The organism is Pseudomonas sp. NPDC087185 (assembly GCF_044744955.1).
Classification (GTDB): domain Bacteria; phylum Pseudomonadota; class Gammaproteobacteria; order Pseudomonadales; family Pseudomonadaceae; genus Aquipseudomonas.
In genome coordinates this window covers 120,782-134,645 of record NZ_JBIUZK010000006.1, presented here as the reverse complement: position 1 = coordinate 134,645, position 13,864 = coordinate 120,782, and the positions used below count along the sequence as shown (strand labels likewise).

14 protein-coding genes are annotated in these 13,864 nt (G+C 62.0%); 11 read left to right on the top strand and 3 right to left on the bottom strand.

Annotated elements, in window-relative coordinates; all coding sequences use genetic code 11:
- Positions 1-21 precede the first annotated feature (21 nt).
- Both ACIPIJ_RS20785 and ACIPIJ_RS20780 read right to left on the bottom strand, forming a co-directional pair.
- Positions 22-828, bottom strand: coding sequence for an HDOD domain-containing protein (locus ACIPIJ_RS20785; protein WP_401080055.1), 807 nt, complete (start codon positions 826-828; stop codon positions 22-24).
- Positions 829-859: 31 nt separating this feature from the next.
- A complete protein-coding gene (locus ACIPIJ_RS20780) occupies positions 860-1,801 on the bottom strand; it encodes a YgfZ/GcvT domain-containing protein (RefSeq protein ID WP_401080054.1) in 942 nt (313 codons plus the stop codon).
- Between the two features lie 133 nt (positions 1,802-1,934).
- Here ACIPIJ_RS20780 and ACIPIJ_RS20775 point away from each other — a divergent pair, with 133 nt between their 5' ends.
- Entirely contained in the window at positions 1,935-2,189 is a 255-nt protein-coding gene (locus ACIPIJ_RS20775) for a succinate dehydrogenase assembly factor 2 (protein WP_401080052.1), read from the top strand.
- Positions 2,173-2,631: a protein YgfX gene (locus ACIPIJ_RS20770; RefSeq protein ID WP_401080050.1), complete on the top strand. Its 459-nt coding sequence runs from the start codon at positions 2,173-2,175 to the stop codon at positions 2,629-2,631. Before ACIPIJ_RS20775 ends, ACIPIJ_RS20770 begins: the two co-directional genes overlap by 17 nt.
- 18 nt (positions 2,632-2,649) lie before the next feature.
- Here the strand turns inward: ACIPIJ_RS20770 and nadB are convergent, their stop codons facing one another.
- Positions 2,650-4,254: an L-aspartate oxidase gene (gene nadB / locus ACIPIJ_RS20765; RefSeq protein WP_401080048.1), complete on the bottom strand. Its 1,605-nt coding sequence runs from the start codon at positions 4,252-4,254 to the stop codon at positions 2,650-2,652.
- 435 nt (positions 4,255-4,689) lie between these two features.
- On the opposite strand from nadB, the gene rpoE reads away from it, so the two are divergent.
- The 9 genes from rpoE (at position 4,690) to recO (ending at position 13,811) form a co-directional block, all read left to right on the top strand.
- On the top strand, positions 4,690-5,271 hold the full coding sequence (gene rpoE, locus ACIPIJ_RS20760) for an RNA polymerase sigma factor RpoE (protein ID WP_003252049.1): 582 nt from the start codon (positions 4,690-4,692) through the stop codon (positions 5,269-5,271).
- A gap of 31 nt (positions 5,272-5,302) precedes the next feature.
- Positions 5,303-5,893: a sigma-E factor negative regulatory protein gene (locus ACIPIJ_RS20755; protein WP_401080046.1), complete on the top strand. Its 591-nt coding sequence runs from the start codon at positions 5,303-5,305 to the stop codon at positions 5,891-5,893.
- 12 nt (positions 5,894-5,905) lie between these two features.
- Positions 5,906-6,871, top strand: a complete 966-nt coding sequence (locus ACIPIJ_RS20750; RefSeq protein WP_401080044.1) for a MucB/RseB C-terminal domain-containing protein — start codon at positions 5,906-5,908, stop codon at positions 6,869-6,871.
- A gap of 209 nt (positions 6,872-7,080) precedes the next feature.
- Positions 7,081-8,487 (top strand): DegQ family serine endoprotease, encoded by a 1,407-nt coding sequence (locus tag ACIPIJ_RS20745; protein ID WP_401080661.1) that lies wholly within the window; start codon positions 7,081-7,083, stop codon positions 8,485-8,487.
- 183 nt (positions 8,488-8,670) lie between these two features.
- Positions 8,671-10,470: a translation elongation factor 4 gene (lepA, locus tag ACIPIJ_RS20740; protein ID WP_401080042.1), complete on the top strand. Its 1,800-nt coding sequence runs from the start codon at positions 8,671-8,673 to the stop codon at positions 10,468-10,470.
- Between the two features lie 5 nt (positions 10,471-10,475).
- The gene (gene lepB, locus ACIPIJ_RS20735) at positions 10,476-11,330 is read left to right on the top strand and encodes a signal peptidase I (protein WP_401080041.1); all 855 of its coding nucleotides are present in this window, start codon (positions 10,476-10,478) and stop codon (positions 11,328-11,330) included.
- Positions 11,331-11,491: 161 nt separating this feature from the next.
- The gene (rnc, locus tag ACIPIJ_RS20730; RefSeq protein ID WP_401080039.1) at positions 11,492-12,181 is read left to right on the top strand and encodes a ribonuclease III; all 690 of its coding nucleotides are present in this window, start codon (positions 11,492-11,494) and stop codon (positions 12,179-12,181) included.
- Positions 12,174-13,076 carry a GTPase Era gene (era, locus tag ACIPIJ_RS20725; protein ID WP_346614471.1) on the top strand — a complete coding sequence of 301 codons (903 nt, stop codon included), beginning with the start codon at positions 12,174-12,176 and terminating at the stop codon, positions 13,074-13,076. The genes rnc and era overlap by 8 nt, the downstream gene beginning before the upstream one ends.
- Positions 13,077-13,127: 51 nt before the next feature.
- Positions 13,128-13,811, top strand: a complete 684-nt coding sequence (gene recO / locus ACIPIJ_RS20720) for a DNA repair protein RecO (RefSeq protein ID WP_401080037.1) — start codon at positions 13,128-13,130, stop codon at positions 13,809-13,811.
- Positions 13,812-13,864: the final 53 nt, after the last annotated feature.

The following is a 13,864-nucleotide window of genomic DNA, read 5'->3' as shown; positions in this document are numbered from 1 at the left end:
GGCCAGTCCAGGCAGCCCAGATCAGCGCAGCATGCTCCGCGCTTCCAGCAGCTCACCCATTTCCAGTTCGGTGCCAAATGGCAACCCCAGGTGCCGATACGCCGGCAGCGCCGCCAGTGGCCGGCTGCGCCCGCGCTGGCTGATGCAGCGGGCAATCTGCACCACGTCGATGTAGTCGACCTTGTCGGTTTGCCTGTCCAGGTCCTGCACCTGGCTGGGCAGGTTGACCAGTTGCTCGGGGAACTCCCACGACGAAAGAATCTTGTCGCCCAGCACCGGCTGGATCTGCTCGATCACATAGTGCAGGCAGACCGGGTCGGAGAGCAGTTCGTTGTGCTCCTCGGCATAGATCAGTACCGGCAGCGCGCCGATCTGGTTGACCAGCCCGCCGAGGGTTGCCTGGTCGGGTTTCAGTTGGGTGTAGCGCCGGCACAGTTCATAGCTGATGCCTGCTACTTCGAGGCTGTTTGCCCAGATATCCCTGAGTTTTTGCTCAACCGCCGATGATCGGGCATGGAAGATCTGCTCGATCACCAGGCCAATGGCCAGGTTGCAACTGTAATTGATGCCCAGGCGCGTGATGGCCGTGTGCAGGTCGGTCACCTCGACCGCCGCGCGCAGTAGCGGGCTGTTGACCACCTTGATCAGGCGTGCGGAGAGTGCGGCATCGCGGCCGATCACTTTACTCAGGGCAGCAACGCTGATCTCGGTGTTCTCGGCGGCTTCGCGGATGCTCAAGGCGACTTCCGGGAGGGTCGGCAAGACCAGGTCATCATTGGCGATGGCCGCGAGCAACTGTGCTTGAACCGTCTCGGCCAGCTTGTTCATGTACTTCTCTAGCGCAGGAGTGGCGGGTTGGTCAGCGCTGGATTTCCCGATCGCGGTCCAGTTCGTAAGGCAGGCTCGACACCTGCAGACGCGGGCCTTGCAGGCTGCCCAAGTGCAGGTTGTCGTCTTCCACTGCTTCGGCAGTCAGCACCGCCAGCAGCTCGCAGCCCTGGCCCGTGCTGGCCGCAAGGACCACCTCACCGACCGACGAACCGTGGGTCGGCGAGAAAATTTCGGCGCCGGGGGCAGGGATGTCCTGCTGATCGAGCAGCAGGCGGTACTGGCGGCGCTTGAGCTTGCCCAGGTACTGCATGCGGGCGACGATTTCCTGGCCGGTATAGCAGCCTTTCTTGAAACTCACGCCATCCACTGCCTGCAGGTTGATCATCTGCGGGATGAACAGCTCGCGGGTCGGGCCCATGACTTGGCCGATACCGGCGCGGATCTGCCCCAGCAGCCAGTCGTTGAGGCTGCCCTCGGGCAGCGCGGCGGCCAGTTTTTCGCGCACGGTGGCGGCGGGATCTGCAGGCACCCAGAGCTCAACGCGGCCCTCGGATACGGCCACGGCGATCAGGCCTTCATGGCGCACGGTGGCGCCCGTGCTGGCTGGCACGTTCAAACCCAACGCCTGCAGCGCAGCGTCTGCGCTCTGCAGGCCGAAACGTGCCCAGGCGGCGCTTTCGTCACTGAGCGTGGCTTTGGAAAACACCGCGTACTTCTTCAGGTCGGCCAACTGCGCGTCGAGCAGTTCGCTGGCCATGGCCAGCAGGTAGCCGTTGCCTTCGGGCAGGATACGGAAGCTCGACTGCATGCGCCCCTTGACCATGCAGCGAGCGCCAAGGCTGGCGTGCTCGAGGCTGAGGTAATTGATGTTGCACGTCAGCTGGCCCTGCAGGAACTTGCCGGCGTCGGAGCCGCGGACGGCGAGGATGCTCTCGTGGGACAGGGGGGTGAAGAAAGCGGAATCGGCCATGGGGGATCGCGGTGGCTAAAGACTGGCGGCCATCATAGAACGCCAGTAACAAAATAGGTAGGTGACTAGACCAACGCCTCGTGCCGCAGCGTGCGCCTGGCTGTATACTGGCGGCCCATTTGAGGAGGGCCCCATGGTCGAACAAACTGAACTCAACCGGCTTTTCTGGCACAGCCGCCGCGGCATGCTGGAACTCGACGTGCTGCTGGTGCCTTTCACCCAGGAGGTCTATGCGACCCTGAGCGAGGCCGACCGCGAACTCTATGTACGCCTGTTGAGCTGTGAGGATCAGGACATGTTCGGCTGGTTCATGGAGCGCACCGAGTCCGAAGACCCGGAGCTGCAGCGCATGGTCCGTATCATCCTGGACCGTGTCCAGCCCAAGTGAGTGTTTCGAGTGCCGTTGGCAGGGCTCACGCCTGTTGCTGACGGCCTACCTGGCCTGCCAGGGGCTGGCGCAAGTTGCCATGTGGCTGAGTGCGTTGCCTGGGTGGGTTTGCCTTCCTGTCGCAGTCGCTTGCCTGGCCCATGCTTGCTGGGTGATCCCCCGACGTATCTTGCTGACCCATGCTCACGCTGTCATCGCCCTGCGCCGCGATGCGCTTGGTTGGCGGCTGTTCAGCCATGCCGAGGGCTGGCAGGCGGTGCGCTTGTGTCGGGATAGCGTCGCGCTGCCGGGGTTGGTGGTGTTGCGGTTTGCAAGGCCCGGGCGTTGGTTTGCCGAGAGCCAGTGTATCGCCAAGGATGCCCTGGATGCTGATCAGCACCGGCGTTTGCGGGTGAGGTTGAAGTTCAGCCGGCGCAGGTGGGCTAAGGTAGCGGTGCCCTGAGCGGGCACCGCATCGCTTTCAGACCGGGCTGAGGATGGTGTCCTTGGCCTCAGGCAGCATCCCCGGGTAATCCAGGGTGTAATGCAGCCCGCGGCTTTCCTTGCGCTGCATCGCCGAGCGAATCATCAGCTCCGCCACCTGTGCCAGGTTGCGCAATTCGATCAGGTCGCGGCTGACTTTGTAGTTGCTGTAGAACTCGTCGATCTCGTCGAGCAGCAGGCGAACGCGGTGTTCGGCGCGCTGCAGGCGCTTGCTGGTGCGCACGATGCCCACGTAGTCCCACATGAAGCGCCGCAGTTCGTCCCAGTTGTGCGCAATGATCACATCCTCGTCCGAGTCGGTGACCTGGCTGGCGTCCCAGCAGGGCAGGGCCTTGGGCATGGCGACCTGATCCAGGTGCGCCTGGATGTCCGCAGCGGCGGCGCGGCCGTAGACAAAACACTCAAGCAGCGAGTTGCTGGCCATGCGGTTGGCGCCGTGCAGGCCGGTGAAGCTGGTCTCGCCGATCGCGTACAGGCCCGGCACATCGGTGTGGCCGCGATCGTCGACCACCACGCCGCCACAAGTGTAGTGGGCGGCCGGGACTACCGGGATCGGCTGGCGGGTGATGTCGATGCCGAAAGTCAGGCAGCGCTCGTAGACGGTTGGGAAGTGGCTCTTGATGAAGTCGGCTGGCTTGTGGGTGATGTCGAGGTAAACGCAGTCCACGCCCAGGCGCTTCATCTCATGGTCGATGGCGCGGGCCACGATGTCACGTGGGGCCAGCTCTTCGCGTGGGTCGAAGCGAGGCATGAAGCGTTCGCCATTGGGCAGGCGCAGCAGGGCGCCTTCACCCCGCAACGCCTCAGTCACCAGGAAACTCTTGGCCTGCGGGTGATACAGGCAGGTCGGGTGGAACTGATTGAACTCAAGGTTGGCTACGCGACAACCCGCGCGCCAGGCCATGGCGATGCCATCGCCGCAGGCACCATCGGGGTTGCTGGTGTACAGGTAGACCTTGGCTGCGCCACCGGTGGCCAGCACGGTGAAGCGCGCCCCAAAGGTATCCACCTCACCGCTGTTGCGGTTCAGTACATAAGCGCCCAGGCAGCGGTCACCGGGCAGGCCTAGGCGTCGTTCGGTCAGTAGATCGACCGCTACGCGCTGCTCGAGCAGTTCTATGTTCGGGCGCTTGCGGGCTTGTTCCAGCAAGGTGGTGAAAATGGCTGCGCCGGTAGCATCGGCAGCATGGATGATGCGCCGGTGACTGTGCCCGCCTTCGCGGGTGAGGTGGAACTCGAAACCGCCGTCGTCAACGCTGGAGTGCTCGTCGCGGGTAAAGGGTACACCCTGTTCGATCAGCCACTGGATGGCTTCCCGGCTGTGCTCAACGGTGAATCGTACGGCGTCTTCATGGCACAGGCCGCCACCGGCATTGAGCGTGTCCTCGACATGCGACTGCACGGTATCGGTGTCGTCCAGCACCGCGGCGACGCCGCCCTGGGCCCAGAAGGTAGAGCCATTGGCCAGGTCGCCCTTGCTCAGCACGGCAATGCGAAGGTGGCGGGGAAGGTTAAGTGCCAGGCTGAGACCGGCGGCGCCGCTGCCGATCACCAGGACATCATGTTGGAATTGTTGGCTCATGTCGGGACACTAGTAATCTTTGGAAGGGGCACGGCACAATAGTCACGCGCAGATGGCATTGTGAAACTATCGTGAATGCAGGCCGGGCTGCCTTTATAGCAGCCTGCGGTGGCCAATTTCCATGCCACCTGCGACGTTAGGGCGAACTTCATGGGAACTTTCCTACGCAGCAGGAAATCCTATGAAGGCTGCCCGTGCGCCATAATTTCGCGCGGCGACGCGTGGCGGCAGCTCTATCCGGGCTGACACCTGCGTATCCGAAACCTGATTATCGACGCAGCCGGCCGTGCCCGCGCTGCGTCTTTCGTGCGAGCCGACCAAGGGCCGCAGGAAACTTGCTTGGAGGAGAGAACTTTTGCGAAAAGCCCGAGTCTATGTTTGCAAGCCTGAACGATGGCTTTTGCAACGCTCCTTCAAGTTCACTGAGGAGTGTTCATGCTAACCCAGGAAGAGGATCAGCAGCTTGTCGAGCGCGTGCAGCGCGGCGACAGGCGAGCGTTCGATCTGTTGGTGCTGAAGTATCAGCACAAGATTCTCGGGTTGATCGTGCGGTTCGTCCACGATACCCACGAGGCCCAGGATGTGGCGCAGGAAGCCTTTATCAAGGCCTACCGTGCGCTTGGCAATTTCCGCGGAGACAGTGCGTTTTATACCTGGCTGTACCGCATCGCCATCAACACGGCGAAGAACTACCTGGTGTCCCGTGGAAGACGGCCACCAGACAGCGATGTCAGCTCCGAGGATGCGGAGTTTTACGACGGCGATCATGGTCTCAAGGATCTCGAGTCCCCAGAACGCTCCCTGTTGCGGGATGAAATCGAAGGCACTGTCCATCGCACCATCCAGCAACTGCCCGAAGACCTGCGCACGGCCCTGACCCTGCGCGAGTTCGATGGGTTGAGTTACGAAGACATTGCGAGTGTCATGCAATGTCCGGTGGGTACCGTGCGCTCTCGAATCTTCCGCGCTCGGGAGGCCATAGACAAAGCCCTGCAGCCGTTGTTGCAGGAAACCTGAGACAGCGGCTACAGCCAAGAGAGGAACCGCCATGAGTCGTGAAGCTTTGCAGGAATCGCTGTCCGCGGTAATGGATAACGAAGCGGACGAACTGGAATTGCGACGGGTGTTGAATGCCGTCGATGATGCCGAAACCCGTGCCACCTGGTCGCGTTACCAGGTTGCCCGCGCAGCGATGCACAAGGAGCTGCTGCTGCCGAAACTGGATATCGCATCTGCGGTGTCTGCCGCACTGGCTGATGAAGCCGTACCGGCCAAGGTCAAGCAAGGCCCATGGCGCAGCATTGGTCGTCTGGCCGTTGCTGCTTCGGTCACGGTTGCGGTACTGGCTGGCGTACGCATGTACAACCAGGACGACATCACCGGTGCCGAGCTGGCGTCGCAGCAACCTGCCCAACAAGGCCTGAGCATGCCACAAACTCAAGGCCCTGCTGTGTTGGCAGGCTATAGTGAGAGCAGTGAGCAACCGACCGGGCCGATGGCCAACGGCGTGCTGCAGAACCAGGCCGGCTGGGATCAGCGTCTGCCGGGTTATCTGCGCCAGCATGCACAGGAATCCGCGCTCAAGGGCACTGAAACTGCCCTGCCGTATGCCCGTGCCGCCAGCCTGGAAAACCGCTAAATAAGGAGGATCATGCGCGCGCTACCTCTCTTGTCGCTGCTGATAGGCAGCTGCATGACGGTGCCAGCGTTGGCAGCCAACTCATCGCCCGAAGCGAGCGAATGGCTGAACAAGCTGGCACAGGCTGAGCAAAAGCAGAGTTATCAGGGCTCCTTCGTTTACGAACGAAATGGCAGCTTCTCTTCCCACGATATCTGGCATCGCGTTCAGGACGGCAAGGTCAGCGAGCGGCTTCTGCAGCTCGATGGCGCCGCCCAGGAAATCGTGCGTGTGGATGGCAAGGTGCAGTGCATCAGCGGTGCCCTGGCCAGTGGAGTGAGCAACCTGCCTGACGCTTCGCCGCGCCTGCTCGATCCACTCAAATTGATGGGCTGGTATGACCTGGGTGTTGCGGGCAAGGCGCGGGTCGCCGGGCGCGACGCCGTGATCGTTACGCTCACCCCCCGCGACCAGCACCGCTACGCGTTCGAACTGCATCTGGACCGCAAGACCGGCCTGCCACTGCGCTCGTTGATGCTCAACGACAAAGGGCAGTTGCTCGAACGCTTCCAGATGACTCGGCTCGATACTGACAAACTGCCTTCCGATGCCGATCTGCATGCCAGCGCGGCGTGCAAGCCGGTGGAAAAGGTGGTCAGCACCAAGGCCGAGCCCGTCGCAGGATGGCGATCCGACTGGCTACCGCCAGGTTTCGAATTGATCAACAGCACGGTGCGCCGTGATCCCTCTCGTGACAGTGCCGTCAGCAGCCTGATGTACGACGATGGCCTGGCACGCTTCTCGGTTTTTCTAGAGCCGGTGAAGGAAGATGCCAGCGCCGATGTCCGCACCCAGCTGGGCCCCACCTCTGCGGTATCGCGTCGCCTGAATACGCCCAAGGGTAAGGTGATGGTCACCGTGGTCGGCGAAATTCCGCTGGGCACTGCAGAGCGCATTGCATTGTCGATGCGGCCTCAGGATGCCCAGGCGCGCCAGTGATGGCGCGTTTTTCCGGCCCCTATCAAGGCGCATGGACATGCGGCTGAAATGAAATTAAAGCATTGTCATTTGCAATCTATCTCTAAATTTTCTATAGGTCAGGCTTCGTTGGAGTCTGGCCTTTCCTGCTTCTGCAGGGGTCTTACGCTAATTACGCTCGTTGTGACGGGAGCCGTATGTCAATACCACGCTTGAAACCCTACCTATCGATGTTCGCCGCCGTGCTCATGCTCGGTCAGGTGCTCACCGCCCAGGCCGCAGAAGCCCTGCCGGACTTCACCACCCTGGTCGAGCAGGCCTCGCCGGCGGTGGTCAACATCAGTACCAAGCAAAAGCTGCCTGACCGCCGCGTTGCTGCCGGGCAGATGCCTGACCTGGAAGGCCTGCCGCCGATGTTCCGCGAGTTCTTCGAGCGCAATATCCCGCAGCAGCCGCGCTCGCCGCGCGGTGACCGCCAGCGTGAGGCCCAGTCGCTGGGCTCGGGCTTCATCATCTCCCCTGATGGCTACGTGCTGACCAACAACCATGTGGTCGCCGATGCCGACGAAATCATCGTCCGCCTGTCGGACCGCAGCGAGTTGCAGGCCAAGCTGGTCGGCACCGATCCGCGCACCGACGTGGCGCTGCTCAAGGTCGAGGGCAAGAACCTGCCGACCGTCAAACTGGGCGACTCCGAGAAGCTCAAGGTAGGTGAGTGGGTGCTGGCCATCGGTTCACCGTTCGGCTTCGACCATTCGGTAACCAAAGGTATCGTCAGTGCCAAGGGGCGTACCTTGCCCAACGACACCTACGTGCCTTTCATTCAGACAGATGTGGCGATCAACCCGGGCAACTCCGGCGGCCCGCTGTTCAACATGAATGGTGAGGTGGTGGGTATCAACTCGCAGATCTTCACCCGTTCCGGCGGTTTCATGGGCCTGTCGTTCGCTATCCCGATCGACGTGGCGATCGATGTTTCCGACCAGCTGAAGAAGGACGGCAAGGTCAGCCGCGGCTGGCTGGGTGTAGTGATCCAGGAGGTCAACAAAGACCTGGCCGAATCCTTCGGCCTCGACAAACCGGCCGGTGCGTTGGTCGCTCAGGTCCTGGAAGACGGCCCGGCAGCCAAGAGCGGCCTGCAGGTCGGTGACGTGATTCTGAGCATGAATGGCCAGCCGATCATCATGTCGGCCGACCTGCCGCATCTGGTCGGCACCCTCAAGGATGGCGCCAAGGCCAAGCTCGAGATCATCCGCAACGGCAAGCGCCAGAACCTGGATGTGACCATTGGCGCAATGCCCGATGACGATGCCGATATCGGTACCGGCACCGGCGCCGACGGCAGCGCCGAGCGCAGCAGCAACCGCCTGGGCGTGTCGGTGTCCGACCTCTCTGCCGAGCAGAAGAAAGCGCTGGAGCTCAAGGGCGGCGTGGTCATCAAAGAAGTTCAGGATGGCCCGGCAGCCTTGATCGGCCTGCGCCCGGGGGATGTCATCAGCCACCTGAACAATCAGGCGATCGCTTCGGCCAAGCAGTTCACCGAAATCGCCAAGGACCTGCCGAAGAACCGTTCGGTGTCCATGCGCGTGCTGCGCCAGGGGCGTGCAAGCTTCATTACCTTCAAGCTAGCTGAATAAGCTGGCTGGAACGTAGGAAAGGGCAGCTTGGGCTGCCCTTTTTCATGAGTGTTCACAATTATTTACCGGTACCGGCCTGTATCGTGCGTCAGAGGAATCTCCCAAATCCCGGCTGGTTGAGGTACAATTCCCGGCTATTTTTCGGCGGGCGTCCGGCTCGCAGCCTTTTCCGAGTGTTGACCCGTGAGTGATTTGAGTCATATCCGCAATTTCTCCATCATCGCCCACATCGACCATGGCAAGTCGACGCTGGCCGACCGTTTCATTCAGATGTGCGGTGGCCTGTCGGCGCGCGAAATGGAAGCGCAGGTCCTCGATTCCATGGACCTGGAGCGCGAGCGCGGGATCACCATCAAAGCCCACAGCGTCACGCTTCACTACAAGGCGCAGGACGGCAAGACCTACCAGCTGAACTTCATCGATACCCCCGGCCACGTCGACTTCACCTATGAAGTCTCGCGTTCGCTGGCCGCCTGTGAAGGCGCGTTGCTGGTGGTGGACGCCGGCCAAGGCGTAGAAGCCCAGTCTGTGGCCAACTGCTATACCGCCATCGAGCAGGGCCTCGAGGTGATGCCGGTCCTGAACAAGATGGACCTGCCCCAGGCCGACCCGGACCGCGTCAAGGACGAGATCGAGAAGATCATCGGCATCGACGCCACCGACGCCGTGGCGTGCAGCGCCAAGAGCGGCATGGGTGTCGACGAGGTGCTCGAGCGCCTGGTGCACACCATTCCCGCGCCCGAAGGCGAGATCGATGCCCCTCTGCAGGCGCTGATCATCGACTCCTGGTTCGACAACTACCTGGGCGTGGTCTCGCTGGTGCGCGTGCGCCAGGGCCGCGTCAAGAAGGGCGACAAGATCCTGGTCAAGTCCACCGGCAAGGTGCACCTGGTCGACAGCGTCGGTGTATTCACCCCGAAACACACCCAGACCGCTGATCTGAAAGCCGGTGAAGTAGGCTTCATCATCGCCAGCATCAAGGACATCCACGGTGCACCGGTGGGTGACACCCTGACGCTGTCCTCGACCCCCGAGGTCGAAGTGCTGTCGGGCTTCAAGAAGATCCAGCCACAGGTCTACGCCGGCCTGTTCCCGGTCAGTTCCGACGACTTCGAGGACTTCCGCGACGCACTGCAGAAGCTGACCCTGAACGACTCGTCGCTGCAGTACATGCCGGAAAGCTCCGACGCACTGGGCTTCGGCTTCCGTTGCGGCTTCCTGGGCATGCTGCACATGGAGATCATCCAGGAGCGCCTGGAGCGTGAGTACGACCTGGACCTGATCACCACCGCGCCAAGCGTGATCTACGAGCTCGAACTCAAGACCGGCGAGACCATCATCGTCGACAACCCGTCGAAGCTGCCGGATGTTTCGTCGGTCACCGACTTCCGCGAGCCGATCGTCACCGCGACGATCCTGGTGCCGCAGGAGCACCTGGGCAACGTCATCACCCTGTGCATCGAGAAGCGTGGCGTGCAGCGCGACATGCAGTTCCTCGGCAGCCAGGTGCAGGTGCGTTACGACATGCCGATGAACGAGGTGGTGCTGGACTTCTTCGACCGCCTCAAGTCCACCAGCCGCGGCTATGCTTCGCTGGACTATCATTTCGATCGCTACCAGTCGGCCAACCTGGTCAAGCTGGATGTACTGATCAACGGCGACAAGGTCGATGCCCTGGCATTGATCGTGCACCGCGACAACGCGGCATACAAAGGCCGTGCGTTGACCGAGAAGATGAAGGAACTGATCCCTCGGCAGATGTTCGATGTAGCGATCCAGGCAGCTATTGGCGGCCAGATCATTGCGCGGACAACCGTCAAGGCGCTCAGAAAGAACGTACTGGCCAAGTGCTACGGCGGTGACGTCAGCCGTAAGAAAAAGCTGCTGGAGAAGCAGAAGGCCGGTAAGAAACGCATGAAACAGGTGGGCAACGTGGAAATTCCACAAGAAGCCTTCCTCGCCGTGCTCAGGTTGGATAGCTAGGTCCTATGTCGCTAAATTTCCCGCTGTTGCTCGTCATCGCCGTAGCCGTTTGCGGTTTGTTGGGCCTGATCGACCTGCTGTTCCTGGCCCCGCGCCGGCGGGCGGCGATCGCCAACTACCAGGGCAGCGTTACCCAGCCAGAAATGGCCGTGGTCGAACGCCTGAACAAGGAACCGCTGCTGGTCGAATACGGCAAGTCGTTCTTCCCGGTGCTGTTCATCGTGCTGGTGCTGCGCTCGTTCCTGGTGGAGCCGTTCCAGATCCCTTCGGGGTCGATGAAACCGACCCTGGAAGTGGGCGATTTCATCCTGGTGAACAAGTTCTCTTACGGCATTCGCCTGCCGGTGATCGATAAAAAGGTCATCGAGGTGGGTGACCCGCAGCGCGGGGACGTGATGGTGTTCCGCTACCCGAGCGACCCGAACGTCAACTACATCAAGCGTGTGGTTGGCCTGCCGGGCGACCAGATCCGCTACACCAGCGACAAGCGGCTGTATGTGAATGGCCAGCCGATCGCCGAGCAACTGGTCGGCGCCGAACCAGGCACCCTGGGCAGCGCCGAGCTGTACAAGGAAAAACTGGGCGAGGCCGAACACCTGATCCGCAAGGAAATGACCCGTTACCGCATGCCGCCGGACCAGCAATGGACCGTGCCGGCCGGGCATTACTTCATGATGGGCGACAACCGCGACAACTCCAACGACAGCCGTTACTGGGATGACCCGAACATTCCCAAGGAACTGCATGGCATGGTTCCGGACCGCAACATCGTCGGCAAGGCCTTCGCGGTCTGGATGAGCTGGCCAGAGCCAAAGCTCAGCCACTTGCCCAACCTGTCGCGGGTCGGCTTGATCCATTGATACCCTTCGGCGCTGTCCACCAGACAGCGCCGAATGCATTTCTGACATAGGCTGTGTTCTCAGGGATCGAGAGATTCGTCGCTTGCTGCGACGGGCCACAGCCAAACAGTCTTTCAGGAAGTTGATTTGAACAACGCGTTGAACAACCAACGGGTGGCTGCATGAGTGCTTCCCTTGCCCGTCTCGAGCGCAAGCTCGGTTACACCTTCAAAGACCAGGACCAGATGTTGCTGGCCCTGACCCATCGCAGCTACGCCGGGCGCAACAACGAGCGCCTGGAGTTTCTGGGCGATGCCATTCTCAACTTCGTCGCCGGCGAGGCGCTGTTCGAGCGCTTCCCGCAGGCCCGTGAAGGCCAGCTGTCGCGCCTGCGCGCGCGCCTGGTCAAGGGTGAGACCCTGGCGCGCCTGGCCCGGGGTTTCGACCTGGGTGAATACCTTCGCCTGGGCTCTGGTGAGCTCAAAAGCGGTGGTTTCCGCCGCGAGTCGATCCTCGCCGATGCCCTCGAAGCGCTGATCGGTGCCATCTACCTGGACGCCGACATGCAGACCGCCCGCGAGCGCGTGCTGGCCTGGCTGACCGACGAGTTCGAAAGCCTGACCCTGGTAGACACCAACAAAGACCCGAAAACCCGCCTGCAGGAGTTCCTGCAATCGCGTAGCTGTGAGCTGCCTCGTTACGAGGTGGTGGACATCCAGGGCGAACCGCACTGCCGTACCTTCTTCGTCGAATGCGAAGTGGTGCTGCTGAACAACAAGAGCCGTGGCCAGGGCGTGAGCCGGCGTATTGCCGAGCAAGTCGCCGCCGCCGCTGCATTGATCGCCCTGGGCGTGGAGAATGGCAATGACTGAGAACAATCCGACCCGCTGCGGTTACGTGGCCATCGTCGGCCGCCCAAACGTGGGCAAATCGACCTTGCTCAACCACATCCTCGGGCAGAAGCTGGCGATCACCTCGCGCAAACCGCAGACCACCCGCCACAACATGCTCGGCATCAAGACCGAGGGTGATGTGCAGGCGATCTACGTCGACACCCCAGGCATGCACAAGGCCAACGACAAGGCCTTGAACCGCTACATGAACCGCAATGCCTCGGCGGCCCTGAAGGACGTCGACGTGGTGATCTTCGTGGTCGACCGCACGCGCTGGACCGACGAGGACCAGTTGGTGCTCGAACGCGTCCAGTACGTGACCGGCCCGCTGATCATTGCAGTCAACAAGACCGACCGCATGGACGAGAAGGCCGATCTTATCCCGCACCTTCAGTGGCTGCAGGAGCAACTGCCGAATGCCGAGGTCGTGCCGATTTCCGCCCAGCAGGGGCACAACCTCGAATCGCTCGAGGGGTTGATCGCCAAGCACCTGCCGGAAAACGACCACTTCTTCCCGGAAGACCAGATTACCGACCGCAGCAGCCGCTTCCTGGCCGCCGAACTGGTGCGCGAGAAGATCATGCGTCAGCTGGGTGCCGAGCTTCCGTACCAGATCACCGTGGAAATCGAAGAGTTCAAGCAGCAGGGCCATGTGCTGCACATCCATGCGCTGATCCTGGTCGAGCGTGACGGCCAGAAGAAAATCATCATCGGCGACAAGGGCGAGCGCATCAAACGCATCGGCTCCGACGCGCGCAAGGACATGGAAACCCTGTTCGACGCCAAGGTCATGCTCAACCTCTGGGTCAAGGTCAAAGGCGGTTGGTCCGATGACGAGCGCGCCCTGCGCTCGCTGGGCTACGGCGACCTGTAACCCCCATCAGCGGCCCGGATTTCTCCGGGCTTCTGCTTTCAGGCCAATCCCATGGAACAACCTGTCGGCCAGCCGGCCTACGTGCTGCACAGCCGTGCCTACAAGGAAACCAGCGCGCTGGTGGACTTCTTCACGCCGCAGGGCCGCCTGCGCGCGGTGCTGCGCCGTGCACGGGGCAAGGGTGGCAGCCTGGTGCGGCCGTTCGTGCCGCTGGAAGTGGAGCTGCGCGGGCGCGGTGAGCTGAAGAACGTCGGGCGCCTGGACAGTGTGGGCATTGCGGCCTGGCTGCACGGCGATGCGCTGTTCAGTGGCTTGTACCTCAACGAATTGCTGATGCGCCTGCTGCCTGCCGAAGCACCACAACCCGAACTGTTCGAGCATTACGCCCTGACCTTGCAGGCCTTGGCCGCCGGGCGCCCGCTCGAGCCGCTGCTGCGTTCCTTCGAGTGGCGGCTGCTGGAAGACCTGGGTTACGCCTTTGCGCTTGATCATGACATCAACGATGAGCCCATCGACGCCGACGGCCTGTACCGCTTGCGGGTCGATGCCGGCCTTGAACGCGTCTACCTGGTACAGCCAGGCCTGTTCAACGGCACCGAGCTGTTGGCCCTGGCCCAGGCCGACTGGGAAGCACCCGGCGCCTTGCTCGCGGCCAAACGCCTGATGCGCCAGGCGCTGGCGGTGCACCTGGGGCCAAAACCCCTGGTCAGCCGGGAACTGTTTCGCAAGCGCTGAGCACGTCGTATGCTGTGGGGCTAAATCTTCAGGAGAGCTTTCGTGACTCACAG

What these genes read in the sequence shown, in the direction of transcription:
- rpoE (WP_003252049.1), top strand. Translation starts at nt 4,690, where the DNA reads ATGCTAACCCAGGAAGAGGATCAGCAGCTTGTCGAGCGCGTGCAGCGC.
- ACIPIJ_RS20780 (WP_401080054.1), bottom strand. Translation starts at nt 1,801, where the DNA reads ATGGCCGATTCCGCTTTCTTCACCCCCCTGTCCCACGAGAGCATCCTC.
- ACIPIJ_RS20775 (WP_401080052.1), top strand. Translation starts at nt 1,935, where the DNA reads ATGGTCGAACAAACTGAACTCAACCGGCTTTTCTGGCACAGCCGCCGC.
- ACIPIJ_RS20750 (WP_401080044.1), top strand. Translation starts at nt 5,906, where the DNA reads ATGCGCGCGCTACCTCTCTTGTCGCTGCTGATAGGCAGCTGCATGACG.
- rnc (WP_401080039.1), top strand. Translation starts at nt 11,492, where the DNA reads ATGAGTGCTTCCCTTGCCCGTCTCGAGCGCAAGCTCGGTTACACCTTC.
- ACIPIJ_RS20745 (WP_401080661.1), top strand. Translation starts at nt 7,081, where the DNA reads ATGTTCGCCGCCGTGCTCATGCTCGGTCAGGTGCTCACCGCCCAGGCC.
- lepB (WP_401080041.1), top strand. Translation starts at nt 10,476, where the DNA reads ATGTCGCTAAATTTCCCGCTGTTGCTCGTCATCGCCGTAGCCGTTTGC.
- nadB (WP_401080048.1), bottom strand. Translation starts at nt 4,254, where the DNA reads ATGAGCCAACAATTCCAACATGATGTCCTGGTGATCGGCAGCGGCGCC.
- ACIPIJ_RS20785 (WP_401080055.1), bottom strand. Translation starts at nt 828, where the DNA reads ATGAACAAGCTGGCCGAGACGGTTCAAGCACAGTTGCTCGCGGCCATC.
- era (WP_346614471.1), top strand. Translation starts at nt 12,174, where the DNA reads ATGACTGAGAACAATCCGACCCGCTGCGGTTACGTGGCCATCGTCGGC.
- recO (WP_401080037.1), top strand. Translation starts at nt 13,128, where the DNA reads ATGGAACAACCTGTCGGCCAGCCGGCCTACGTGCTGCACAGCCGTGCC.
- ACIPIJ_RS20755 (WP_401080046.1), top strand. Translation starts at nt 5,303, where the DNA reads ATGAGTCGTGAAGCTTTGCAGGAATCGCTGTCCGCGGTAATGGATAAC.